This is a genomic window from Microbacterium sp. T3-8 (assembly GCF_055398145.1).
The window spans coordinates 2232418-2257547 of sequence record NZ_AP027918.1; the positions used below are offsets into that span (position 1 = coordinate 2232418).

Annotated in this window: 23 protein-coding genes; 13 read left to right on the forward strand and 10 right to left on the reverse strand. The window is 69.4% G+C overall.

What is annotated here, in order from left to right:
* Positions 1-12: 12 nt before the first annotated feature.
* Complete coding sequence (locus tag ACZ5Y9_RS10685) at positions 13-1611, reverse strand: ABC-F family ATP-binding cassette domain-containing protein (RefSeq protein WP_247622268.1); 1599 nt, start codon at positions 1609-1611, stop codon at positions 13-15.
* Positions 1612-1773: 162 nt separating this feature from the next.
* Between ACZ5Y9_RS10685 and ACZ5Y9_RS10690 the strand changes: the two genes are divergently transcribed.
* The 4 genes from ACZ5Y9_RS10690 (at position 1774) to ACZ5Y9_RS10705 (ending at position 5784) form a co-directional block, all read left to right on the forward strand.
* The gene (locus ACZ5Y9_RS10690; protein WP_464471307.1) at positions 1774-2391 is read left to right on the forward strand and encodes a DedA family protein; all 618 of its coding nucleotides are present in this window, start codon (positions 1774-1776) and stop codon (positions 2389-2391) included.
* 5 nt (positions 2392-2396) lie between these two features.
* Positions 2397-3650, forward strand: coding sequence for a sensor histidine kinase (locus tag ACZ5Y9_RS10695; protein ID WP_464471308.1), 1254 nt, complete (start codon positions 2397-2399; stop codon positions 3648-3650).
* Entirely contained in the window at positions 3647-4315 is a 669-nt protein-coding gene (locus ACZ5Y9_RS10700; RefSeq protein ID WP_464471309.1) for a response regulator, read from the forward strand. Before ACZ5Y9_RS10695 ends, ACZ5Y9_RS10700 begins: the two co-directional genes overlap by 4 nt.
* 137 nt (positions 4316-4452) lie before the next feature.
* On the forward strand, positions 4453-5784 hold the full coding sequence (locus tag ACZ5Y9_RS10705) for an acyltransferase family protein (RefSeq protein ID WP_464471310.1): 1332 nt from the start codon (positions 4453-4455) through the stop codon (positions 5782-5784).
* Here the strand turns inward: ACZ5Y9_RS10705 and ACZ5Y9_RS10710 are convergent.
* The 7 genes from ACZ5Y9_RS10710 to sufB are packed head-to-tail and all read right to left on the reverse strand — an operon-like array spanning position 5753 to position 12332.
* Positions 5753-7117 carry an MFS transporter gene (locus ACZ5Y9_RS10710; RefSeq protein ID WP_464471311.1) on the reverse strand — a complete coding sequence of 455 codons (1365 nt, stop codon included), beginning with the start codon at positions 7115-7117 and terminating at the stop codon, positions 5753-5755. The two genes, ACZ5Y9_RS10705 and ACZ5Y9_RS10710, sit on opposite strands and share 32 nt — an antisense overlap.
* On the reverse strand, positions 7114-8268 hold the full coding sequence (locus ACZ5Y9_RS10715) for a MalY/PatB family protein (protein WP_464471312.1): 1155 nt from the start codon (positions 8266-8268) through the stop codon (positions 7114-7116). The genes ACZ5Y9_RS10710 and ACZ5Y9_RS10715 overlap by 4 nt, the downstream gene beginning before the upstream one ends.
* Entirely contained in the window at positions 8268-8603 is a 336-nt protein-coding gene (locus ACZ5Y9_RS10720) for a metal-sulfur cluster assembly factor (RefSeq protein ID WP_247622261.1), read from the reverse strand. The genes ACZ5Y9_RS10715 and ACZ5Y9_RS10720 overlap by 1 nt, the downstream gene beginning before the upstream one ends.
* A 9-nt stretch (positions 8604-8612) precedes the next feature.
* A complete protein-coding gene (gene sufC / locus ACZ5Y9_RS10725) occupies positions 8613-9383 on the reverse strand; it encodes a Fe-S cluster assembly ATPase SufC (RefSeq protein WP_247622260.1) in 771 nt (256 codons plus the stop codon).
* Complete coding sequence (locus ACZ5Y9_RS10730; protein ID WP_247622259.1) at positions 9384-9710, reverse strand: non-heme iron oxygenase ferredoxin subunit; 327 nt, start codon at positions 9708-9710, stop codon at positions 9384-9386.
* On the reverse strand, positions 9707-10912 hold the full coding sequence (gene sufD, locus ACZ5Y9_RS10735) for a Fe-S cluster assembly protein SufD (RefSeq protein ID WP_464471313.1): 1206 nt from the start codon (positions 10910-10912) through the stop codon (positions 9707-9709). Before sufD ends, ACZ5Y9_RS10730 begins: the two co-directional genes overlap by 4 nt.
* A gap of 1 nt (position 10913) precedes the next feature.
* Positions 10914-12332, reverse strand: a complete 1419-nt coding sequence (sufB, locus tag ACZ5Y9_RS10740; protein WP_247622257.1) for a Fe-S cluster assembly protein SufB — start codon at positions 12330-12332, stop codon at positions 10914-10916.
* 231 nt (positions 12333-12563) lie between these two features.
* On the opposite strand from sufB, the gene ACZ5Y9_RS10745 reads away from it, so the two are divergent.
* Both ACZ5Y9_RS10745 and ACZ5Y9_RS10750 read left to right on the forward strand, forming a co-directional pair.
* On the forward strand, positions 12564-13706 hold the full coding sequence (locus ACZ5Y9_RS10745) for a COX15/CtaA family protein (protein ID WP_247622256.1): 1143 nt from the start codon (positions 12564-12566) through the stop codon (positions 13704-13706).
* An 82-nt stretch (positions 13707-13788) separates the two neighbouring features.
* Positions 13789-14265 carry a hypothetical protein gene (locus ACZ5Y9_RS10750; RefSeq protein ID WP_247622255.1) on the forward strand — a complete coding sequence of 159 codons (477 nt, stop codon included), beginning with the start codon at positions 13789-13791 and terminating at the stop codon, positions 14263-14265.
* Here the strand turns inward: ACZ5Y9_RS10750 and ACZ5Y9_RS10755 are convergent.
* Positions 14211-15116: a heme o synthase gene (locus ACZ5Y9_RS10755; protein WP_372491949.1), complete on the reverse strand. Its 906-nt coding sequence runs from the start codon at positions 15114-15116 to the stop codon at positions 14211-14213. The two genes, ACZ5Y9_RS10750 and ACZ5Y9_RS10755, sit on opposite strands and share 55 nt — an antisense overlap.
* Before the next feature lie 216 nt (positions 15117-15332).
* On the opposite strand from ACZ5Y9_RS10755, the gene tkt reads away from it, so the two are divergent.
* Genes tkt through pgl form a run of 6 tightly spaced genes read left to right on the forward strand, consistent with a single transcriptional unit; the run spans position 15333 to position 23449 of the window.
* Positions 15333-17444, forward strand: coding sequence for a transketolase (gene tkt / locus ACZ5Y9_RS10760; RefSeq protein ID WP_247624678.1), 2112 nt, complete (start codon positions 15333-15335; stop codon positions 17442-17444).
* Positions 17441-18553, forward strand: coding sequence for a transaldolase (gene tal, locus ACZ5Y9_RS10765; RefSeq protein ID WP_247622254.1), 1113 nt, complete (start codon positions 17441-17443; stop codon positions 18551-18553). The genes tkt and tal overlap by 4 nt, the downstream gene beginning before the upstream one ends.
* Complete coding sequence (locus ACZ5Y9_RS10770) at positions 18550-20157, forward strand: glucose-6-phosphate isomerase (protein WP_464471314.1); 1608 nt, start codon at positions 18550-18552, stop codon at positions 20155-20157. The genes tal and ACZ5Y9_RS10770 overlap by 4 nt, the downstream gene beginning before the upstream one ends.
* Positions 20158-20179: 22 nt before the next feature.
* Complete coding sequence (gene zwf, locus ACZ5Y9_RS10775; RefSeq protein ID WP_247622252.1) at positions 20180-21730, forward strand: glucose-6-phosphate dehydrogenase; 1551 nt, start codon at positions 20180-20182, stop codon at positions 21728-21730.
* A complete protein-coding gene (locus ACZ5Y9_RS10780) occupies positions 21727-22662 on the forward strand; it encodes a glucose-6-phosphate dehydrogenase assembly protein OpcA (RefSeq protein ID WP_247622251.1) in 936 nt (311 codons plus the stop codon). Before zwf ends, ACZ5Y9_RS10780 begins: the two co-directional genes overlap by 4 nt.
* Before the next feature lie 4 nt (positions 22663-22666).
* Positions 22667-23449: a 6-phosphogluconolactonase gene (gene pgl, locus ACZ5Y9_RS10785; protein ID WP_247622250.1), complete on the forward strand. Its 783-nt coding sequence runs from the start codon at positions 22667-22669 to the stop codon at positions 23447-23449.
* Positions 23450-23470: 21 nt separating this feature from the next.
* Here pgl and ACZ5Y9_RS10790 read toward each other — a convergent pair whose 3' ends face one another.
* Positions 23471-24496: a DMT family transporter gene (locus ACZ5Y9_RS10790; RefSeq protein ID WP_464471315.1), complete on the reverse strand. Its 1026-nt coding sequence runs from the start codon at positions 24494-24496 to the stop codon at positions 23471-23473.
* A 63-nt stretch (positions 24497-24559) separates the two neighbouring features.
* Here ACZ5Y9_RS10790 and def point away from each other — a divergent pair, with 63 nt between their 5' ends.
* The gene (def, locus tag ACZ5Y9_RS10795; RefSeq protein ID WP_464471316.1) at positions 24560-25126 is read left to right on the forward strand and encodes a peptide deformylase; all 567 of its coding nucleotides are present in this window, start codon (positions 24560-24562) and stop codon (positions 25124-25126) included.
* Positions 25127-25130 lie beyond the last annotated feature (4 nt).

A 25130-nucleotide genomic window follows, 5' to 3' on the forward strand; every position in this document is an offset into this window, starting at 1 on the left:
CTCGCGCTCGCGTCAGGCGAGCTCGATCAGGTCCTGGTACTCCTGGTTCCAGATGTCCTCCACGCCGTCCGGGAGGATGAGCACGCGCTCGGGATTCAGCGACTGCACGGCGCCCGGGTCGTGCGAGACCAGCACGACGGCCCCCTCGTAGTGCGCGAGGGCGTCGAGGATCTCCTCGCGCGACGCGGGGTCGAGGTTGTTCGTGGGCTCGTCGAGGAGCAGCAGGTTCGCCGACGACACGACGAGGGTCGCGAGCGAGAGACGGGTCTTCTCCCCGCCGGAGAGCACACCCGCCGGCTTCAGCACGTCGTCCCCCGTGAACAGGAAGGAGCCGAGCACGCGGCGCGCTTCCGTCTCGGTGATGTGCGGGGCCGCCGAGACCATGTTCTCGAGCACCGAACGATTCACGTCGAGGTTCTCGTGCTCCTGCGCGTAGTACCCGACCTTGAGGCCGTGGCCGGGCTCGAGCTGTCCCGTGTCGGGCTGATCGACGCCCGCGAGCATTCGCAGGAGCGTCGTCTTGCCGGCACCGTTCAGACCCAGCACGACGACCTTCGAACCGCGATCGATCGCCAGGTCGACGTCGGTGAAGATCTCGAGCGAACCGTACGACTTCGACAGCCCCGACGCCATGAGGGGCGTCTTGCCGCAGGGCGCGGGCTTCGGGAAGCGCAGCTTCGCGACCCGGTCCTGCTGCCGCACGTCGTCGAGTCCGGCGAGGAGCTTCTCGGCGCGCGCGACCATCTGGTGCGCGGCCGCGGCCTTCGACGCCTTCGCGCCGAAGCGAGCAGCCTGCAGCTGCAGCGTCGTCGCCTTCTTCTCGGCGTTGGCGCGCTCCTTCTTGCGGCGCTCCTCGTCGGCCACGCGCTGACGCAGGTAGTTCTTCCAGTTCATGTTGTACGTGTCGATGACCTGGCGGTTGGCATCGAGGTAGAACACGCGGTTGACGGTCTCGCCGACCAGTTCGACGTCGTGGCTGATCACGATCAGCCCGCCCTTGTACGTCTTGAGGAACTCGCGCAGCCACACCACGCTGTCGGCGTCGAGGTGGTTGGTCGGCTCGTCGAGGATCATCGTCTCGGCATCCGAGAAGAGGATGCGGGCGAGCTCGATGCGACGACGCTGACCACCCGACAGCGTCGACAGCGGCTGGTCGAGGATGCGGTCGGGAAGCGAGAGGTTGTGGGCGATGGATGCCGCCTGCGCCTCGGCGGCGTAGCCGCCCTGCGCCTCGAACTGCTCGGTCAGCGCCGCGTAGCGCTTCATGGCCTTCGCAGCGACGGCGGGGTCGTCCGATCCCATCGCGAGCGACGCCTCGGTCATGCCGAGATTGAGCTGGCCGAGACCACGGGCGTCGAGGATGCGCGTGCGCGCCAGGTCCTCCGGGTTGCCCGAGCGCGGGTCCTGCGGCAGATAGCCGAGCTCCCCCGAACGCGTCACGCTGCCGCCGGAGGGCAGGACGTCGCCGGCGAGCACCTTGGTGAGGGTGGTCTTGCCCGCTCCGTTGCGGCCGACGAGACCGATCTTGTCACCGTCGCCCACGCGGAACGACACGTTCTCCATCAGGAGGCGAGCGCCCACGCGGATCTCGAGTTCGTGCACGGCAAGCACAGCGGGATGTCCGTTCGTTCGGGAGGAAGGTGGCCGAGCGGCCAGCCTCCCAGTATAAGCGCCCCGACGGGACGGCCATCCCAGGAAGATCACTCCCCGGTGTGACGCGGTCGATACCGCAGAGGGATGACCGTCCTGCCACCCGGTTCGTAACGTTCGAGGGTGGACGTGATCAATGACCTCATTCTCCAGGCCGTGGCCTCACCGTGGCTCGTGCTCGTGCTCTTCGCCGTCACGGTGATCGACGGCTTCTTCCCTCCCGTGCCGAGCGAGACGGTGCTCGTCGCCGCCGCGGCCGCGGCGGTCTCGGGCGGAGGGCCGAACCTGCTCCTCCTCGGCGTCGTGGCTGCGCTCGGCGCCGCACTGGGCGACAACATCGCGTTCCTCATCGGTCGGCGTCTCGGTACGTCCCGCGCGGGCTGGATGCGACGGCCGCGCGTCCGCGCCGCGTTCGCCCATGCCGAGCGCGCGCTGGAGACCCGCAGCGCCGCGCTGATCCTCGGCGCCCGCTACGTCCCGGTCGGTCGCGTGGCGGTGAACATGACGGCCGGGGCCCTGCGCTTCCCCTGGCGCCGGTTCCTGCCGCTCAGCCTCGTCGCGGGCGCGAGCTGGAGTGCGCTCAGTCTCGCGATCGGTCTGCTCGCCGGCAGCTGGATCAAGGATCAGCCGCTCCTGAGCGCCGGCGTCGGCATCGTCATCGCCCTGCTGATCGGCATCGTGATCGACCGCGTGTCCGCCGTCCGACGCCGCCGGAGCGCGCCCGCCCACCTGGCAGGATGAAGATCATGACCCGTGTCCGGCGTGCTCCCCGTCACTCCCGGCGGATGATCGCGTTCGTCGGGCTCTGGACGGTGACCGTCGGCCTGTACTCGGTGTTCGTCCCGGTCCACGCCGCCCTCTACGGAACCCCGGTCGCACTGGCGTTCCTGCTCGGCGCCGCGCTCTGCGGCGCCCTCCCTCTCTCGATCGCCCGCCCGCGCACGGCGATCGTGGTGTTCTGCACGGCGGTCCTCATCGTCCCGCTCGTCACCGACACCGCCCTCGCTGCGACCGCGCCCTGGCCGTGGTCGGTCCCCGCCACGCTCGCGTTCGTCGGCCTCGTCGGGATCGTCACCGGTGTCCACGGGGTGCGGCCGGGACTCCTCCTCCTCGTGCTCGCGCTCGTCGCATCGCTCACCGCCCCGCTGCTGCGCCCCGACATCATCGAGACGGCGAACGTCTCGGCGACCGCGACGGCCGATCTCATCGTCACCGCGTCCGTCGCCGTGGCCGCTTTCCTCCTCGCGCTGCTGATCGCCAGCCGCCTGCGCATCGGCGTCGAGCTCACGCGCGAGCGCGAGCATTCCGCCCTCGAGGAGTCGCGGCGCGCCCTGATCGAGGAACGCACCCGGATCGCCCGCGAACTCCACGACGTCATCGCGCACAGCATGTCGGTCATCCAGGTGCAGGCGTCGACGGCGCGATACCGCCTTCCATCGATCGACGACACCGCCGCGGCCGAGTTCGACGACATCGCCGCGACCGCGCGCACGTCGCTGAGCGAGATGCGACGGATGCTCGGGGTGCTGCGCACCGAGGATCAGGCCGTGGAACTCGCTCCGCAGAACGGCATCGACGACATCCCCGCGCTGGTCGACACCATCCGCCGCGCCGGCGTCGACGCCGGTCTCTCACTCGTGGGAACGGATGCCGCGACATCCGCTCCCCCGGCCGTCCAGATCGCGGCCTACCGGATCGTGCAGGAGAGCCTCAGCAACGCGGTGCGGCATGCGTCCGGCAACGCGGTGACCGTTCAGCTGCAGGCGGATGCCGGCACTCTCCGCATCCGCGTGCGCAACGCCGCCCCCGCTGAGGCGCAGGATCGCGGCGCCGGGCACGGCCTGCGTGGAATGCGCGAGCGCGCCGAGGTGCTCGGCGGCAGTCTTTCGGCGGGCCCCGCTCCCGACGGCGCCTGGCTCGTCGAGGCCGCCCTCCCCCTGGCCGGAGGGCGCGACGATTCGCCGTCCCCGGCATCCGCCCCTCCGAAGGAGAACCCGTGACCATCAGCGTCCTCATCGCCGACGATCAGGCCATGGTGCGCGCAGGCTTCGCCGCGCTCCTCGACGCGCACGACGGCATCCGCGTCACCGGACAGGCTTCCACGGGAAACGAAGCCGTGTCGCTCGCCGCACGGCTCGACCCCGACGTGATCCTCATGGACGTGCGGATGCCCGACCTCGACGGGATCGAGGCGACCCGCCGCATCCTCGGCTCCTCGTACCCCGCGGCGCATGTGCCCCGCATCCTCATGCTCACCACCTTCGACATCGACGACTACGTCTACGACGCCCTCGAGGCGGGGGCGAGCGGATTCCTGCTCAAGGATGCGCTCCCGGAGGAACTGGTGCACGCCGTGCGCGTCGTCGCCGGGGGCGACGCGCTGCTCGCCCCGAGCGTGACCCGCCGAGTGATCGCGCAGTTCGCCGGACGTCGCCCCCGTACGCCCCGCGCGGCTTCCGCCCTCGCCGAGCTCACCGACCGCGAGCGCGAGGTGCTCGTGCTGATCGGCCGCGGGCGGTCCAACGGCGAGATCGCCGCCGACCTCTTCATCGCCGAGCAGACGGTCAAGACGCACGTCGGCAAGGTGCTCGCGAAGCTCGGACTCCGCGACCGTGTGCATGCGGTGATCCTGGCCTACGACACCGGACTCGTCGAACCGTCCTGACCGCACCCTCCTGGCCGTGCCCCTCAGCGACGGCGGCGCCCTCACCCCTCGGTACGGGGTCGAACGGCACCGCGGGGTGATGCCCTCCGCCGCACCGCGTCCATAACCTCCGGGAAGACCGTTCCCCAGGAGGATTCATGGCCATCGTGCAGGCACCCCCCGTCCGAGACATCCCGAGCGCCGAGGCTCGCGGCACCCGCGACACCGGCATCGACCTCGTCCGCTCGCTCTGCGTGATCGGCGTGGTGCTGCTGCACGCGATCATGGTCGGCGTCTCCGTGGTCGACGGACGCCCCGTCTTCGACAACGCCAGCACCGGCACGTGGTGGATCGTGCCCGTCAGCTGGGCGCTCCAGGTCATGCCTCTGTTCTTCGTCATCGGCGGGTTCTCCGGACTGCTCGCCTATCGTTCGGCGGTCGCCCGCGGGGGCGACGCGCGGAGCTTCATCGCGGGGCGGGTGCACCGACTGCTGCGGCCCGCCGTGGTCACGATCGCCGTGATCGGCGTCGCGCTGTGGGCATTGACGCTTATCGGGGTCCCCGCGGACCTCATCGCCGTCGCGGGTTACCGCTACGGGCAGCCGCTGTGGTTCCTCGCGGTCTTCCTGCTGTGCCAGGCACTCCTGCCCGCCTTCGCGCACCTGCACCGGACTCGGCCGCTCCTGATCCTCGCCGTGCTGGTCGCAGCCGCAGCCACCGTCGACGTGGCGAGGGCGATCAGCGGAGTCGACGCCCTCGGGTTCCTCAACCTGGCCTTCGTCTGGCTCGCGCTCCAGCAGATCGGGTTCTTCCTCGCCGACGGCAGCATCGACTCCCTGCCCCGTCGCACCCGGGTGCGCATCGGCGTGGGCGCAGCGCTCACCCTCCTTCTCGGTTTCGCCACCGGCCTCTGCTCCCCCGACCTGATCGCGCACATCAACCCGCCGACCTCCGCGCTGATCCTCGTCGGTATCGTGCACACCTGCGCCCTGTCGCTGAACCGCCCCCGTCTGTCCGCCCTCAGCGCTCGCCCTCTTGCCGCGGCCGTGAGCGGATTCATCGGCCGACGGACGATGACGATCTACCTCTGGCACATGCCGGTACTGCTCGCCATGGCGGGTGTGACGGCGATCGTCGCGATCAGCGACGGCCGCACGCTCCCGGCGGCGGGAAGCGCCGCGTGGTGGGCGGATCGTCCGCTCTGGCTCGCGACGGCACTGACGCTCACCGCCCTCGTGGCCGTCCCGTTCACACGCATCGAGACGCGTCGTCCGCCGATGCCGACCGACGCGACCCGGCGCATCGCGCTCTCGGTGCTGAGCGGTCTGATCGGCGTGGTGCTGCTGCTCGTGACCGGCACGACACCCGTCACGGCGATGATCGCGGTCGGCCTGCTCGTCGTCGCTCTCCGCCTCGCGGCTGCGCCGGTACAAGGCCGATGGATCCCCCGGTCGGCTCTCAGGAGCGTTCGGCCGCGTGCCCGAGCCTGAGACCCGGGATCGCCGCTGCACCGACGAGCGCGAGGCAGAACACGAACACGACCCAGAACGTGCTCGCTCCGCCTCCGAGCGTCGCGACGGCGAGACCGGCGAAGGCGATCGTGACCGCCGAGCCCGTCGAGTCCGAGATCGAGAGTGCCGAGGAGTTGAATCCCTGGTTGCTCTCATCGGAGTACGCGAGCGTGAGCACGGTCAGCCGTGGGTACAGCAGGCCCATTCCGCCGCCGGCGAGGCCCCATCCGATCACGACCACGAGCGGCGAGATCCCGAACAGGGCGGCGAGGAGCACGCACAGCAGGGCCACCAGCAGCAGCGAGAGGCTGATCATGGTGATGCGGTGGTTTCCGAGCCGTTCGCCGTACTTCCCCTGCAGTGCGGATGCCCCGGCCCACGCGAGCGCGGCGAACATGAGGGCGATGCCGGCCCAGGTCGCCGTGAATTCGAAGCGCTCCATGAGCAGGTACGGGATGTACGCCTCCGCGGCGAAGAAGGCACCGGCGACGATGCCGCGCATGAGCACGACGCTCGGCAGCCCCCGTCCGGCCCGGAGCGCACCTCGGGGCAGCAGCGGGAGGATGGCGATACCGATGACCACCAGCGCGCCGATCGCGACCGGCCAGCGCACCTGGGGCACCATGTCGGCGGTGAAGCCGATCACGACGGCGAGAACGGCGACGACGACCGCGAGCAGCAGTCGGGTCGCGATCGTCCGCCGGTCCTGCGGCTCACCGTGTCCGAGATCGACTCCGCTCAGGCGCACCGCGATCACCGTGAACGCGATGCCGGTGAGCACGGCGACCCCGAGGAACGCCCAACGCCAATCGATGTGCTCGGCCACCGCTCCGGCGAGGAAGGGGCCGATCATCGACGGCACGACCCAGGCCGCGGCGAACGCGGCGAAGATCCGCCCATGCAGGTGCGGCGGATACAGCCGCGCGACGACGACGTAGAGCGCGACGGTCTGGCCACCGGCGCCCAGCCCCTGCACGAGTCGCCCGACGAGGAACTGGTGCATCGTGACGGCGAAGCCCGAGATCAGGAGTCCCACCAGGAACAGCGTGACCGCGACGTAGAGCGCACCCCGCGGCCCGCGGGCGTCCGACCAGGCGCCCGCGGCGACCATGCCGATGACACCGGTCGCGAGGGTACCCGAGAAGGCGACCGCATACAGCGCTCCGCCGTCGAGGGCCTCGCTGACGATCGGCATCACCGTCGTCACCGCGAGGGCCTCGATCGCGGCGAGGAAGATCAGCGCGATCGCGCCGGTCGTGACCCAGATGCGGCTCCGGTCCCAGATCGACGCGACGGGCGACGGGGCCGTCATCGCCCGACGAGCGCCGCGATGCGCTCGATGGCCTCGGTGAGGATCTCGGGACTCGTGCCGAAGTTCAGGCGCGCGAACCCCGTGCCCTCGTCGCCGAACGCCGAACCGTTGTGGAGGGCGACCTTGGCCTCGCGCAGGATGCGTCGCGAGGGGTTGTCGCCCCACCCCAGGGGTCGCAGGTCGATCCAGGCGAGGTATCCGGCATCCGGCAGGCGGTAATGCGCCCCCGGAAGATGCCGCACGAGGAGATCCTCGAGAAGGATGCGGTTCTGGTCGAGCGTGCGGAGCAGACCGTCGAGCCAGGGATCGCTCTCTTCCGAGAACGCGGCGACGGCAGCGATCAGACCGAACTGTCCCGTGCGCCAGACGACCTCGATGGGCAGGTCGCGCAGCACGGCATACGTCGTCTCATCGGCTGCCACCATGAGCGCGCACTTGAGGCCGGCGAGATTGAACGCCTTGCTCGCACTGACCACGGCATAGCCGACCCGGCGGGCGGCATCGTTCACGGCGAGGAACGGAGTGAATCCCGTGCCGGGCTGCGCGAGCGGTGCGTGGATCTCGTCGGAGACCACCGCCGCACCGAACTCGGCGGCGAGATCCGCGAGGGCTGCCAGGGCGTCGCGATCGTGCACCGTTCCGGTCGGGTTGTGCGGGTTGCAGAGCAGGATGGCGGTGGCGCCGTCGTCGAAAGCCGCCCGGATGCCGTCGAGATCGAGTTCCCAGCGCGTACCGGTGTCTCGCAGGGGCACGCGCTCGACCTCCGCGCCGGCCTCCGCGACGAGGTCGTAGAAGGGCGGGTACACCGGAGGGGTGACGACGACGCGCTCCCCCGGTTGGGTGACCCGGCGGAGGATCTCGACGACCCCCATGCTCACATCTGCCGTGCTGCGCATGAGCGACGGGTCGGGCGCCCACCCGAACCTGCGCTCGGCGAACGCCGCGTAGGCCTCCTTCAGGGGAGTCCGCGACGCGATGTACCCCGTGTCACCGAGATCGAGCGCACGCTGGAGCGACGCCGTGATCTCCGGTGCGAGCGGGAAATCCGTCTCCGCCACGAACAGCGGCAGGACGTCCTCGGGGTACTCGCGCCACTTCTCGCTCGTGCGTCGGCGCAGCTCGGAGAGAGGCAGCGCCTTCACCTCGAGCATCAGATGGCGAAGCCGAGTGCTCGCATCATGTCGCGGCCGTCGTCGGTGATCCGCTCGGGACCCCACGGCGGCATCCATACCCAGTTGATGCGGAAGCGGTCGACGACCTTGTCCAGGGCCTGCGCGGTCTGCTCCTCGAGCACGTCCGTCAGCGGGCATCCGGCGCTCGTCAGCGTCATGTGGATGACGAGAGCGTCGTTCTCGTCATCCCACGCCAGGTCGTAGATGAGTCCGAGGTCGACGACGTTGATCCCGAGCTCGGGATCCATGACGTCCTTCAGAGCCTCGGTGACCTCGTCGTACTTCTCGTCGGTCAGCGTCGCGGTCGCGGTCATGCGGTCAGCCTACGCCTCGATGGGAGCGGCGGGGTCGAGGAAACGGTCGTATCCCTCGTCTTCCAGCCGGTCGGCGAGCTCGGGACCGCCCTCTTCCACGATCTTGCCGGCGACGACCACGTGCACGAAGTCGGGCCGGATGTAGCGGAGGATGCGCGTGTAGTGCGTGATGAGGAGCACGCCGAGGCCGGTGGCCTCCTTGGCGCGGTTCACGCCCTCGGAGACGATCTTCAGCGCGTCGACGTCGAGGCCGGAGTCGGTCTCGTCGAGGATCGCGAACTTCGGCTGCAGGACCTCGAGCTGGAGGATCTCGTGACGCTTCTTCTCGCCGCCGGAGAACCCCTCGTTGACGTTGCGCTGAGCGAACTTCGGGTCCATGCGCAGGTTCGCCATGGCCGCCTTGACGTCCTTGGTCCACGCGCGGATCGCGGGGGCTTCGCCGTCGAGCGCGGTCTTGGCGGTGCGCAGGAAGTTGGTGACCGTCACGCCGGGGATCTCGACGGGGTACTGCATCGCGAGGAACAGACCGGCGCGTGCACGCTCGTCGACGCTCATCTCGAGCACGTCCTCACCGTCGAAGGTGATCGAACCACCGGTGACGGTGTACTTGGGGTGGCCGGCGATCGTGTAGGCCAGCGTGGACTTGCCCGAGCCGTTGGGGCCCATGATGGCGTGGGTCTCACCCGTGTTCATGGTCAGGGTGATTCCGTTGAGGATCGGGGTGGCCCCCGCCTCGGTCTCGACCGTCACGTGGAGGTCGCGGATCTCGAGAACAGACATTCAGATTTCCTTCGTCACAGTCGGGTCGATGAGCACGTCGTCGCCGTCGATCTCGACGACGTAGACGGGGACGGGCTCGTAAGCAGGGAGGTTCTGGGGCTTGCCGGTGAGCAGGGAGAACGCCGAGCCGTGGGCCCAGCACTCGACCGTGTCACCTTCGACGAAGCCCTCGGAGAGCGAGATGTCGCCGTGGGTGCAGGTGTCGCCGATCGCGTGGATCACGCCCTCGCCGTCCTTGATCACGGTGATCGGGACGCCATCGGGCTCGACGCGGATCGGCATGTCCTGCTCGAGCTCCGCGACACCGCACACGCGCTGAGCGCTCATGCCGATACCGCCGCGAGCTCCGCCTCGATCGCAGCGAGGAGTTCGGACTCGAGCGCCGGGATGCCGAGGCGCTGGACGATGTCGGTGAGGAAGCCGAGCACGACGAGACGGCGTGCCTCTTCCTCGGTGATACCACGAGCCTGCAGGTAGAAGAGCTGCTCGTCGTCGAAACGACCCGTCGCGCTCGCGTGTCCGGCGCCGAGGATGTCGCCCGTCTCGATCTCGAGGTTCGGGATCGAGTCGGCGCGGGCGCCCTCGGTGAGCACGAGGTTGCGGTTCGCCTCGTAGGAGTCGGTGCCGTTGGCATCCGGGCCGATCAGCACATCGCCGATCCAGACGCTGTGGGCGCTCTCGCCCTGCAACGCGCCCTTGTACAGGACGTCGCCCTTGGTGTGCGGGCCCTTGTGGTGCAGGTAGACCTGGCTCTCGAGGTGCTGGCCGGCGTCAGCGTACGACAGACCGTAGAGGTAGCCCTCCGAGCCTGCACCCGCGAGCTCCACGTTGGGGTTCACGCGCACCACGCCACCACCGAAGCTGATGACGAAGTGCTTGAGCACGGCATCCGCATCGACACGGGCCTGGTGCGCCGACGTGTGCACCGCGGCATCCTGCCACTGCTGGAGGGTCACCACGGTGAGACGCGACCCGGCGCGGGCGATGATCTCGACGTTCTGCGCGTACTGCGCGGCACCGATGTGGTTCAGCACGACGGTCGCCGAGCTGTGCTCGAGAGCCTCGATCACGATGTGGGCGTCGGCGCGCTTCTCGGCACCGCGACCCTCGATGGTGAGGAGGATCGGCTCCACGACCTCTTCCTCACGCGGGATGCGGATGTGCATCGCCTCCGAGGCACCCTGCCAGGCAACCGCGCCGGTGATGTCCTCGCCGCGGAAGAACTCGCCGCGAGGAGCCGCGCCGATCGCGAGCGGTGCCGCGAGGTACTGCTCGCCGGCGGAGAACTCGTAGGCGACGCCGTCGTTCTGCGCGGCGGTCTCGAAGAGCGCCGTCAGCTTCGCGACAGGGGTGTGCTTCCAGTTCACCTCGCGCCCCGTCGGCACGCCGAAATCGGCGGGCTCGAAGGAGTGCGGGCGTTCGGAGCGGGTCTGCACCGGCACGAAGCCGGCGTTTGCCACCTGCGCCGCCGGGTCGACGTGCGCGCTCGAATAATGCGACGCCGTGGGCGTCGTCGTCTGGGAGGTCATCTCAGCCGACCGATCCTTCCATGCCCATCTCGATGAGCTTGTTCAACTCCATCGCGTACTCCATCGGCAGCTCGCGCGCGATCGGCTCGATGAAGCCGCGCACGATCATCGCCATGGCCTCGTCCTCCGGCATGCCGCGCGACTGCAGGTAGAAGAGCTGCTCCTCGCTGACCTTGGAGACGGTGGCCTCGTGACCGAGCTGCACGTCGTCGACGCGGATGTCGATCGCCGGGTAGGTGTCGGAGCGCGACTTGGTGTCGACGAGCAGCGCGTCGCATCGCACGGTGTTCGCCGAGTGGTGGGCGTTCGCATCGACGCGGACCTCGCCGCGATATCCCGCACGACCGCCGCCACGGGCGATCGACTTCGAGACGATCGACGACTGCGTGTACGGAGCCATGTGGATCATCTTCGCGCCGGCATCCTGGTGCTGGCCGGGGCCGGCGAAGGCGACCGAGAGCGTCTCGCCCTTGGCGTGCTCGCCCATGAGGTAGATCGACGGGTACTTCATCGTCACCTTCGAGCCGATGTTGCCGTCGACCCACTCCATCGTCGCCCCCTCGTGCGCGACCGCGCGCTTGGTGACGAGGTTGTAGACGTTGTTCGACCAGTTCTGGATCGTCGTGTACCGAACGCGGGCGTTCTTCTTCACGATGATCTCGACGACGGCCGAGTGCAGGGAGTCGGACTTGTAGATCGGGGCCGTGCAGCCCTCGATGTAGTGCACGTAGCTGTCCTCGTCCGCGATGATCAGGGTGCGCTCGAACTGCCCCATGTTCTCGGTGTTGATGCGGAAGTACGCCTGGAGCGGGATCTCGACGTGCACGCCCTTGGGGACGTAGACGAAGGAGCCGCCCGACCAGACGGCCGTGTTGAGGGCGGCGAACTTGTTGTCGCCGGCGGGGATGACCGAGCCGAAGTACTCCTCGAAGAACTCGGGGTGCTCGCGGAGAGCGGTGTCGGTGTCCATGAAGATGACGCCCTGCTGCTCCAGGTCCTCGCGGATCTGGTGGTAGACGACCTCGGACTCGTACTGCGCGGCGACGCCGGCGACGAGACGCTGGCGCTCGGCCTCCGGGATGCCGAGGCGCTCGTAGGTCTCGCGGATCTCGGCGGGGAGGTCCTCCCACGACTGCGCCTGCTTCTCGGTCGAGCGCACGAAGTACTTGATGTTGTCGAAGTCGATGTCGCTGAGGTCGGCGCCCCAGGTCGGCATCGGCTTGCGGCCGAACAGCTGATAGCCCTTGAGCCGGGTCTTCAGCATCCATTCGGGTTCGCTCTTGAGCGCCGAGATACCGCGGACGACCTCTTCGGAGATCCCGCGTTTCGCGACGGCGCCGGCGGCGTCAGCGTCGTGCCAGCCGAACTCGTACACCCCCAGGCCATCGAGCTCCGGGCGGTCGATCAGCACATCCGACATCACACTCTCCTCATTGGGCCTCAACGGTGTCATCCGCCCCGACACACCTGATCCCCGTCGAGTCTGCGGGGAGCGGGTGCCGCTGGTGGGCCCTCATCACCGGCGCATCCTTCGCGCCTAAACTGTTATCGATGCTTCCGCGCCCTCGAGCGCGCATCGCAACAATCCGATTCTACAGGCTCCGCTTCGCGGACGGGCCGCCCGTCCTGCGCGAAGCGCGCCGGAGGCCCCATGCCCGACACCGCCACGCCCGCCCGCACCACCGCCGCGGAGCTCGATCTGCGACCCGCAGCATTCACTTCGCCGTGGGGACGCGTCCTCCGCGTGTTCGCGTGGCTGTCGTTCCTCACCGAGACGATCATCATCGGGACGGGTGGGGCCGTGCGCCTGACGGGCTCCGGACTCGGATGCTCGGAGTGGCCGCTCTGCACACCGGAGTCCCTCGTGCCGATTTTGGCGGACCAGGGCATCCACGGCGCGATCGAGTTCGGCAACCGGCTGATGACCGGCGTCGTGGGCGTCATCGCGCTGGTGGTCGTGCTGCTCGTGCTGCACCTTACCGACGGATCGCGCTCGGTCTTCCGCGCGCTCCGCTATGCGGCGGGCGGCATCGTGGCGGCCGCGGCCGCGTTCGCTCTCGTCACCCTCACCGGCGTTCCGGTGCCCGCGTTCCCCGTGGCATCCGCGGTCCTGCTCCTCGCGGTGATCGCCGCCGCGATCCACACGACGCGTCGCACCTCGGCGCGCCGCGATCTCCTCGTCCTGGCCTGGGTCGTGTTCGCCGGCGTCATGGCGCAGGCGCTCGTCGGCGGCATCACGGTGCTCACCGGCCTGAACCCGTTCATCGTCGGATTCCACTACACGTCGTCCCTGCTCCTGGTGTGCGTCACGGCCGCATTCCTGGTGCGCCTGTACGCGGCTCCGGGACCGCGCGAGCGCGCGGTGCCGACCTGGTTCATGATCCTCAGCCACGTCACCGGGCTGGCTCTCGCGGTCACCATCCTGTTCGGCGTACTGACGACCGGATCCGGCCCGCACTCCGGCGACCAGGATGTGCTGCGGCACGGATTCGACGCGACCGTGCTCGCGCACGTGCACTCCTGGCCCGGGTACATCCTCGCCGCTCTGGTGCTCGCCCTGACGATCGCCGCCTGGGCGCTGCGCCTCCCGCCGCGGAAGTGGCTCGTCGTCCTGGTCCTGGCCATCGCGATCCAGGTCGGCGTCGGGGTCTGGCAGGCGCGCGCGGGACTCCCGCCTCTGCTGGTCGGCATCCACATGGTGCTCGCCTCGCTCTCGGCAGCGACCTACACCGTCGTCGTGCTGAAGCTGAAGCGCCCGGTCGCCGACGAGGTCAGGACCCCCTCCGCCGGCTGATCGGACGTCTCAGAGTCCGCGGACAGCCGATCCATAGGCTGCGCATACCGGAGTCATCAGCGCGTCCGTGATCGTGGTCGGCATGAACAAGTCACTGACACGCAGCATCGGATTCTGGCTGCTCCTCGTGCTCGCACTCGCCTCGACCGCGGTGGGTGGGTGGCTCATCTCCGGGCAGATCGGGACGATGACCACGACGCTCCTCGACAACACCGCGACGGGCGTCGACGTCTACGTCGGTCAGTCGCTGGTCGTCGTGGGCTCCGCACTGCTCGGCGCGGGCGTGCTCGGCATCCTCCTCGCCGTCGCCCTCGTCGCCGTGCAGTCGCTGATCCCCGCGGCGACGCCCGTCGTCGTCGAGCCGATCGACTGGACGGCCGAGGTCGACGACACGACTGCTCCGGTGGGCGACGCGACGGTCACGGCCGTCGACGAGACCTCAGCGGATGAGGCCCTCGGCACTCCGGTGAACGACGACGTCGAGGCGGATGCCGAGACCGACGATCAGAAGGGCAGCAGCGGGTCGACCGCGACCGCCACGAAGATCAACGTCAAGTAGGTGATCGAGGCGTGGAAGACTCGCATCGGCCGCGCCTCGGTCCCCCGCACCGCACGGTTGTACAGGCGGTGCGACTCGTAGACGAACCATCCGCCGAAGACCAGGGCCGACACCGTGTAGACGAGGCCCATGTTCGCGATCGGCACCAGCAACAGAGAACAGGCCAGCGTCGCCCAGGCGTAGAGGATGACCTGGAGTCCGACCTGCGAGGCGTTGCGCGTCACGCCGAGCATGGGCACGTCGACGTCGTCGTAGTCATCACGGTACTTCATCGACAGCGGCCAGTAGTGCGGCGGCGTCCACAGGAAGATCAGCAGGAACAGGATGAACGCGGGCCAGTCGAGCGATCCGGTCACGGCCGCCCAGCCGATCAGCACCGGGAAGCACCCGGCGATCCCGCCCCAGACGATGTTCTGCTCGGTCCGGCGCTTGAGGAGCATCGTGTAGATCACGACGTAGAAGAAGATCGCGAAGGCCGAGAGAGCGGCCGCGAGCCAGTTCGTGGTGACCAGCAGCCAGACCGTCGAGAGCACCGCGAGGGTCCAGGAGAACACCAGCGCGCCGCGCGGCGTGACCTCGCCCGTCACGAGCGGGCGGTTCTCGGTGCGGTGCATGTGCGCGTCGATGTCGCGGTCGAGGTACATGTTGAACGCCGCGGCGGAGCCGGCGCTCATCGCGCCGCCGATCACGGTCGCCAGCACCAGCCACAGATCGGGCATGCCGCCGTACGCCAGGAACATCACCGGCACGGTCGACACGAGGAGCAGCTCGAGGACGCGCGGCTTGGTGAGGGCGACGTACGCCTTCACCGTGCGACCGATGGACCGCTTCCCCACGGTCTGATCAGACATCGTCGAGATCTCGATCGCCTCCTCCACACGCGTCATGACAACCCTTCCAGTCTAGGGCACGCGGCGGGGCGGACTCGGAGCGTAAGACGGGGTCTGGGGTCGGACCCACCCCGCTATGCTGAAAACACTCGCGCCCGGCGCTGTGCACACTCTCCGTGACGATGCGGAGGCGCAGGGAATACGGGCGCCCTCGAAACTGTCGGAAAGGGCATGAACGTGTCGGAATTGCAGTGGGATGAGATCGATCGGCGCGCGGTGGACACCGCTCGCCTCCTGGCGGCGGACGCCGTGGAGAAGGTCGGAAACGGGCATCCCGGCACGGCCATGAGCCTCGCTCCTGCCGCCTACCTCCTCTACCAGCGCGTGCTGCGGCACGACCCGACCGACACCGACTGGCTCGGTCGCGACCGCTTCATCCTCTCGGTCGGACACTCCTCGCTCACGCAGTACGTGCAGCTCTACCTCGGCGGCTTCGGCCTCGAGCTCGACGACCTGAAGGCGCTCCGCACCTGGGGCTCGCTCACGCCGGGACACCCCGAGTACGGTCACACCAAGGGCGTCGAGATCACCACCGGTCCCCTGGGCCAGGGCCTCGCGTCGGCCGTGGGCTTCGCCTACGCCGCCCGCTACGAGCGCGGCCTGTTCGACCCCGAGGCGGCAGCGGGCACCAGCCCGTTCGACCACTTCGTCTACGTCATCGCCGGTGACGGCGACCTGCAGGAAGGCGTGACGAGCGAGGCGTCCTCGCTCGCGGGCCACCAGCAGCTCGGCAACCTCATCGCCATCTACGACTCGAACCAGATCTCCATCGAGGACGACACCAACGTCGCCTTCACGGAAGACGTCGCGAAGCGCTACGAGGCTTACGGCTGGCAGGTGCAGACGGTCGACTGGAAGAAGACCGGCGAGTACGTCGAGGACGTCGCCGAGCTGAACGCGGCCATCGACGCCGCGAAGGGCGAGACCTCCAAGCCCTCGCTCATCATCCTCAAGACGATCATCGGCTGGCCGTCGCCCGGCAAGCAGAACTCCGGCAAGATCCACGGTTCGGCGCTCGGCGCCGACGAGCTCGCCGCCACCAAGAAGGTCCTCGGCTTCGACGCCGAGGAGACGTTCGTCGTCGCCGACGACGTCATCGCCCACACCCGCGGTCTCGCCGACCGCGCCGCCGGCATCCGTGCCGAGTGGCAGGAGTCCTTCGACGCCTGGGCCGCGGCGAACCCCGAGCGCAAGCAGCTCCTCGACCGTCTCGAGGCGGGCGAACTGCCCGCCGACATCCAGAACGCCCTGCCGGTCTTCGAGGCCGGCAAGGACGTCTCGACCCGTGCGGCCTCCGGCCAGGTCATCAACGCGCTCGCCGCCGAGCTCCCCGAGCTCTGGGGCGGATCGGCCGACCTCGCCGAGTCGAACCTCACGACGATCAAGGGCGCCCCGTCGTTCATCCCGGCCGAGTGGTCCACCCACGAGTGGTCGGGCAGCCCGTACGGCCGCGTGCTGCACTTCGGCATCCGCGAGCACGCCATGGGCGCGATCGTCAACGGCATCGTGCTGCACGGGAAGACGCGCGCCTTCGGCGGTACGTTCCTCATCTTCAGCGACTACATGCGCCCCGCCGTGCGTCTGGCCGCGCTCATGAACGTGCCCAGCGTCTTCGTCTGGACCCACGACTCCGTCGCGCTCGGCGAGGACGGACCCACGCACCAGCCGATCGAGCAGCTCGCGACCCTGCGCGCCATCCCGAACCTCGCGGTGGTGCGCCCCGCCGACGCGAACGAGACCTCGGCCGCCTGGCTCGAGATCCTGCGTCGCCAGGCGGGTCCGGCCGGCATCGCCCTCACCCGTCAGAACATCCCGGTGTTCGAGCGCGGCGAGGGTGACGCGGAAGGCGAGGTCTTCGCCTCGGCCGACCGCACCGCCCGCGGTGCCTACGTGCTGGCGGAAGCCGCGAACGGCACGCCCGACGTCATCATCGTCGCCACCGGATCCGAGGTGCAGCTCGCCGTCGAGGCCCGCGCCGCACTCGCCTCCGAGGGAATCGGCGTGCGCGTCGTGTCGGCCCCCTCGCTCGAGTGGTTCGACGAGCAGGACGAGGCCTACCGCGAGAGCGTGCTCCCCGCCGCCGTCACCGCGCGCGTGTCGGTCGAGGCCGGCTCCGTGCTCACGTGGCGCGGCATCGTCGGCGACCGCGGACGCTCGGTCGGCATCGACCACTTCGGCGCATCCGCCGACTACAAGACCCTGTTCCAGAAGTTCGGTATCACCACGGAGGCCGTGATCGCGGCCGCTCGCGAGACCATCGCCGCACACAGCACCAAGGAGAACGCATGAGCACCCCCACCGCACAGCTCGCCGCCGCCGGCGTCAGCATCTGGCTCGACGACCTCTCGCGCACCCGCATCTCCTCCGGCAACCTCGCCGAGCTGATCGAGACGCGCAACGTCGTCGGTGTCACCACGAACCCGACGATCTTCGCGAACGCGCTCACCGACAAGAGCAACACGTCTTACGACGCCCAGGTCACCGAGCTCGCCGCCTCCGGCGCCTCCGCCGAGGAGGCCGTGTTCGCGGCCACCACGCAGGACGTCGCCGCCGCACTCGACGTGTTCCGTCCGGTGTGGGAGGCCTCGAACCACGTCGACGGCCGCGTGTCGATCGAGGTCTCCCCCGACCTCGCTCATGACACCGACGGCACCGTCGCATCGGCCAAGGAGCTGTGGAGCAAGATCGACCGCCCCAACCTCCTCGTCAAGATCCCCGCGACGAAGGCGGGCCTGCCGGCGATCACCGAGGCGATCGCCGCGGGCATCAGCGTCAACGTCACCCTGATCTTCAGCCTCGAGCGCTACGAAGAGGTCATCGACGCCTACCTCGCGGGCCTCGAGCGCGCGCAGGCGGCGGACATCGACCTCGCCGGCATCCACTCGGTCGCCTCGTTCTTCGTGTCGCGCGTCGACACCGAGACCGACAAGCGCCTCGACGCGATCGGCACCGACCAGGCGAAGGCCCTCAAGAGCAAGGCCGGCCTAGCCAACGCGCGTCTGGCCTACGAGCTGTTCGAGAAGAAGTTCGCCGAGAAGCGCGCGCAGGATCTCCTCGCCGCCGGCGCGAACCTGCAGCGCCCGCTCTGGGCCTCCACCGGCGTCAAGGACCCCTCGCTGCCCGACACGCTCTACGTGACCGAGCTCGTCGCGGCCGGCGTCGTGAACACGATGCCGGAGAAGACGCTCGAGGCGACCTTCGACCACGCCGTCGTCACCGGTGACACCATCACGGGCGGTTACGCCGAGGCGCACGCCGTCTTCGACGCGCTGGCGGAGGTCGGAATCGACCTCGTCGACGTCACCCAGGTGCTGGAGGACGAGGGCGTCGCGAAGTTCATCGACTCCTGGCACGACCTGCTCGCACAGGTCGCCGAGACGCTGGAGGCACAGCGATGACCTTCGGCATCCACGCCTCCGGCGACGCTCGCGTCGCGATCGACGAGGTCGTCCCCGCACTCGTGCGCGACCTGGTCGCCTCGCGGATCACCGGCGGAGACCCGACCCTCTGGGGCCCGGCGGCCGAGGCCGAGGCCTCCATCCGTCTGGGCTGGGTCGAGGCCGTCTCGGTCTCGCGTCCGCTCGTCGACGAGATCGTCGCACTCCGCGAACAGCTCGCCTCGAAGGGCGTCGACCGCGTCGTCCTCGCGGGCATGGGCGGATCGTCGCTCGCCCCCGAGGTGATCGCTCAGACCGCGGGCAAGCCGCTCACGATCCTCGACTCGACGGCCCCGGGCCAGGTGCTCGCGGCCCTCGACGAAGGACTCGCCGACACCGTGCTCGTCGTCTCCTCGAAGTCGGGCTCGACCGTCGAGACCGACTCCCAGCGCCGCACGTTCGAGGCCGCCTTCCGCGACCTCGGCATCGACCCGCTGGAGCGCATCGTCGTCGTCACCGACCCGGGCTCCCCGCTCGACGTCTCGGCGCGCGAGACCGGCTACCGCGTGTTCAACGCCGACCCGAACGTCGGCGGTCGCTACTCCGCGCTGACCGCGTTCGGCCTCGTGCCGTCCGGCCTCGCGGGCGTCGACATCGACGAGCTCCTGAACGAGGCCGAGGCCTCGCTGCTCGAGGTCGCGGTCGACTCGGCCGAGAACCCTGCGCTGCGCCTCGGCGCGGCCATCGCCGCGACCAATCCCCGCCGGGACAAGCTGGGCCTCATCACCGACGGCACCCACATCAAGGGCCTGCCGGACTGGATCGAGCAGCTGATCGCCGAGTCCACGGGTAAGGACGGCACGGGAATCCTCCCCGTGGTCCTGCTGCCGGTCTCCCCCGAGCTCGATTCGAAGCCCGCCGACCTCCAGATCGTCCGTCTCGTCGACGACGCCAACGAGTTCCACCTGCACGAGCGTCACGAGGGCGAGATCCTCGTCAGCGGCTCGCTCGGCGCGCAGCTCATCGTCTGGGAGTACGCCACCGCGATCGCCGGCCACCTGCTGCGGATCAACCCGTTCGACCAGCCCGACGTCGAGTCGGCGAAGGTCGCGGCCCGCGGTCTACTCGACGCGCGCCCGGAGCCGACCGCTCCGGCGTTCACCGAGAACGGCGTCGAGGTGCGCGTGTCCGACCCGGCTCTCGCCGTCTCGGGCACCGTCGAAGGCGTGCTGGACGCCCTGTGGGCGCAGCTCGCCGAAGACGGCTACGTCTCGATCCAGGCCTACGTCAACCGCCTCGAGGTCTCGCAGCTGCAGGGTCTCCGCGAGCTCGTCGCCGCCGATTCCGGTCGCCCGACGACGTTCGGCTGGGGACCGCGTTTCCTGCACTCCACGGGTCAGTACCACAAGGGAGGCCCCGCCCAGGGCGTCTTCCTGCAGATCCTCGAGCGCACCGATGTCGATCTCGAGATCCCGGAGCGACCGTTCACGTTCGGCCAGCTCATCGAGGCTCAGGCTGCCGGCGACGCCGCAGTCCTGGCCGAGCACGGTCGCCCCGTCGTCTCCCTGACGATCACCGACTCGTCGGCCGACGTGCTCACCCTCTTCGAAGCCGCACAGAAGTAGTCAGCAGGAGAATCCCTCACCGATGTCTGTTCCCCTCTCGCGCGGGCACAACCCGCTGCGCGATCCCGATGACCGCCGTCTCAACAGGATCGCCGGGCCCAGCGCCCTGGTGATCTTCGGCGTCACCGGAGATCTGTCTCGCAAGAAGCTCATGCCGGCGGTCTACGACCTCGCCAACCGCGGTCTGCTCCCGCCCGGCTTCGCACTCGTCGGGTTCGCCCGACGCGATTGGGAGGACCAGGACTTCGCCCAGGTCGTCTACGAGGCCGTCAAGCAGCACGCGCGCACGCCGTTCCGTGAGGAGACGTGGGCGCAGCTGCTGCAGGGCATCCGGTTCGTCTCGGGCGAGTTCGACAACCCCGAGTCGTTCCAGAAGCTGAAGGACACCGTCGACCAGCTCGACGTCGAACGCGGCACCATGGGCAACCACGCCTACTACCTGTCGATCCCGCCGAAGGACTTCCCGCTCGTCGCGAAGCAGCTGAAGGACTCGGGACTGGTCGGGGAGGATGCCGACGAGGATTCGCGCTGGCGGCGCGTGGTGATCGAGAAGCCGTTCGGGCATGACCTGGACTCCGCGCGTGCGCTCAACGCCGCGCTCGAGGTCGCGTTCCCGGCCGACTCGATCTTCCGCATCGACCACTACCTGGGCAAGGAGACGGTGCAGAACATCCTCGCTCTGCGCTTCGCCAACGAGCTCTACGAGCCGATCTGGAACCGCAACTACGTCGACCACGTGCAGATCACGATGGCCGAGGACATCGGCGTCGGCGGGCGCGCGGGGTACTACGACGGGATCGGCGCCGCGCGCGACGTCATCCAGAACCATCTGCTCCAGCTGCTCGCGCTCACCGCGATGGAGGAGCCCATCAGCCTCTCCGCCGAGCACCTGCGCGCCGAGAAGGAGAAGGTCCTCGCGGCGGTGCACGTACCGGACGACCTCTCGCAGGCGACCGCGCGCGGCCAGTACGCGGGTGGATGGCAGGGCGGCGAGAAGGTCACCGGCTTCCTGGACGAGGAAGGCATGAACCCCGAGTCGACCACCGAGACCTACGCCGCGATCAAGCTCGAGATCGACACGCGCCGCTGGTCGGGTGTGCCGTTCTACCTGCGCACCGGCAAGCGTCTGGGCCGCCGCGTCACCGAGATCGCCGTGGTCTTCAACCGCGCTCCGCAGCACCTGTTCGGACGCGGCAACGCCTCGGAGCTCGGTCAGAACGCACTGGTCATCCGCGTGCAGCCCGACGAGGGCGTCACGATCCGCTTCGGCTCGAAGGTGCCGGGCAGCGGGTCGAACGTGCGCGATGTGACGATGGACTTCGGATACGGCCACGCCTTCACCGAGGCCAGCCCCGAGGCCTACGAGCGCCTCATCCTCGACGTCCTGCTGGGCGATCCGCCGCTGTTCCCGCGGCACGAGGAGGTCGAGCTCTCGTGGAAGATCCTCGACCCCGTCGAGAAGTTCTGGGCGTCCGAGGGCGGCCCGGTTGAGCAGTACGCACCCGGTTCGTGGGGTCCAGCATCCGCCGATGCCCTGCTTGCCCGCGACGGACGAGTCTGGAGACGACCGTGATCATCGACCTTCCCGACACGACCGTCAGCCAGGTCGCCAAGCAGCTCGTGAAGGTGCGCGAAGAGGGCGGCGCCGTCGCCCTCGGCCGCGTGCTGACCCTCGTGATCTCGGCCCGCAACGGCGTCGCCGAGGCGGCCATCGATGCGGCCAACGACGCATCGCGCGAGCACCCGATGCGCGTCATCGTGCTCACCACGGGCGAGGGCGAGTCCCGTCTCGACGCCCAGATCCGCGTCGGCGGGGATGCCGGAGCGAGCGAGGTCGTCGTCCTACACGCTTACGGCGACGCCGCGAGCAACGAGGAGAGCCTCATCACGGGCCTGCTGCTGCCGGATGCTCCGGTCGTGGCCTGGTGGCCGGAAGAGGCACCGACCTCGCCGTCGTCGTCGCCGCTGGGCCGGATCGCCCAGCGCCGGATCACGGATGCCGCGACCGCGCACGACGTGCGCGACCGCCTCGCGCTGCTCGGCAAGACCCACGCCCCGGGTGACACCGACCTCGCGTGGACCCGTCTGACGCACTGGCGCGAGCAGCTCGCGGCCGTGCTCGATCAGCCGCCGTTCGAGCCGATCACCGCGATCGAGGTCCGCGGCGCCGCCGCCTCCCCGTCGACCGCGCTGCTGGCCGCCTGGCTGCAGCTCGCTCTCGAGGTTCCGGTCCGCTGGTTCTCCGAACAGCCGGAGATCTGGCACGACGGCATCCGTTCCGTGCGGCTGACCCGCGAGTCGGGCGACATCCTGCTCGAGCGCCCGTCGCCCGGCGTCGCCCAGCTCACGCAGCCCGATCAGCCGAACCACGACCTGCACCTTCCCCGGCGCACCCTTCGCGAATGCCTCGCCGAGGAGCTGCGCCGCCTGGATCCCGACCTCCTGTACGGTCGAGTGATCACCGAGGGCTGGGAGAAGCTGGGCCCGCCCGAGACAGGAGAGTGACGACGTGAGCGACGCAACGTCCGCAGAGAAGCGGGTCGTGGTCGAGGCCACCCCCACCGACGTGGCCGCACGGGTCGCCGATCGTTTCCTGACGCGCCTGCGCGCCCGTACCGTCAACGGTCGCGTCGCCCACGTCGCCCTCACGGGCGGTTCGATGGGCGGCGCGGTCCTGACGGCGACGCGCGAGGACCCGCGGGCCGCGTCGATCGACTGGTCGCTCGTGCACTTCTGGTGGGGCGACGAGCGCTTCGTGCCGCGCGACGACGCCGATCGCAACGCACTCCAGTCGCGCAACGCGCTGCTCGACCACATCCCGGTACCGCCCGAGAACATCCACGAGGTCGCCGGCTCCGATGACGGCCTCACCCTCGACGAGGCGGCGGCCGCGTACGCCGCCGAGCTCGCGCGCTTCGGCACCGACGAGAACCCGTGGCCCGCGTTCGCGGTGTGCTTCCTGGGGGTCGGGCCCGACGGGCACATCGCCTCGCTCTTCCCCGATCGCGAAGAGGTCACGGTGACGGATGCGGCCGCTCTCCCCGTGCGCAACTCGCCGAAGCCTCCGCCCGAGCGCGTCACGCTGACGCGTCCGGTCATCAACACCTCGAAGCGCGTCTGGTTGGTGCTCACGGGCGCCGACAAGGCGTCGGCGCTGGGCCTGGCCCTCGCCGGTGCGAGCTACACGAGTGTTCCGGTCGCCGGTGCCCGCGGGCGCAAGCGCACGGTTTTCTTCGTCGACGAGGCCGCGGCCTCCGAGGTCTCGCCGGATCTCATCGATCAGGCGTACTGATCGGGCGGACCGAGAACCGCTCTACGGACGATCCGTCTCCTCGGACCCCGGTGCCTGCTCGGCGCCGGGGTTCGTCGTTGCGGTACCGCCGTCGCTGCCGCGCGTGATGCCGATCTCCTGGCTCTCGCTGAGCACCTGCGGGTGGTAGCGGGCGAGGTTGACCACGCCGTAGACCGCGACGGCCCCGGCGACGCCGTAGATCACGAGCGCCCAAGGCGGTGCAGCGGCCGCCTCGCCGAGGATCACCATTCCGATGAGCACGGCGATGAGCGGGTCGACGACCGTGAGGCCGGCGATGACGAGGTCGGGCGGGCCGGAGCTGTAGGCGGTCTGCACGAAGTACGCCCCGACCGCCGCGGCCGCGACGAGGGCGATGACGCAGATCGCGGTGATCCACTCGAACTGCCCCGCCTCGATGCGCTTGATGACGACCTTCGCCAGGGTGGCGACGAAGCCGTAGAGCACACCGGCGCCGATCACGTAGAACAGGGCGCGCATGCGGTGCCGCAATACGAGCCAGCAGGCGCCGAGCACGATGATCACGACGAGGAGAATGGCGAGGATCACGAACAGTTCGCGATCCTGCACCTCGCGCTCGGTGGCGAACAGCGCGGCGAAGAAGACGAACAGGAAGATGCCGCCGACACAGCAGATGATCGCGGTGATGGACTTCTTCGTCGGCGAGTGCCCGGAGATGCGGGCGTTCAGCAGTGTCGTGATCACCAGCGCGATGGCGCCGAGCGGCTGCACGACCATGAGCGGAGCGCGCACGAGAGCGGCGAGCTGGCACACGATCGCCAGGCCCAGCATCAGGGTGCCGATGATCCAGGAGGGGCGTGTGAGCAGCCGGCGGAGCTGGTCGAAGCTGAGGCCCGACGTCCCCTGCGAACCGCTCAGGCGCTCGACCTTCTCGACGCCGCGGTGCTGGTACTGCGCGCCGAGCGACATGAACACCGCACCGGCCAGCGCGAGCGGGATGCCGAGGAGCAGCCCGGGGTTCTGGAAGACACCGACGAGCTGCTCGCCGACGTCTTCTACCGAGTTCACTTCCACACCCCTGCGCTCACCCTACGACCCTACCCGTCGCAGTGCGCCCAGTAGGGTTGTGACGTGGCTGTACTTCCGATTCGCATCATGGGCGACCCCGTCCTGCACTCCCCCGCTTCTCCCGTCGACGAGATCACCGATGAGATCCGCACCCTCGTCGCCGACATGTTCGAGACGATGGACATCGCTCCGGGTGTCGGCTTGGCCGCACCGCAGGTCGGCGTCGCCCTGCGCATCTACACCTACTCGTACGTCGATGACGACGATCAGCCCTGGCGCGGCGTGATCATCAATCCCGAGCTCTGGATCACTCCGATCGAGCCCGGCTCCCCCGATCCCGACCTGGAGTCCGAGGGATGCCTGTCGTTCCCGGGCGAGCGCTTCCCGCTGCGCCGCTCCGAGCACGTCCGGGTCACCGGCATCGACCTCGCGGGCGCACCGGTGTCGATCGCGGTCGACGGATGGCGCGCACGCATCATGCAGCACGAGTTCGACCACCTCGACGGCATCCTCTACGTGGACCGCCTGTCGGACGGCGACTGGAAGACCGCGCAGAAGATCGCCCGTAAGCGCGGCTGGGGCCGTCCCGGCGCCAGCTGGCTGCCCGGCGTCGACGACCTGGAAGGCTGAGGCC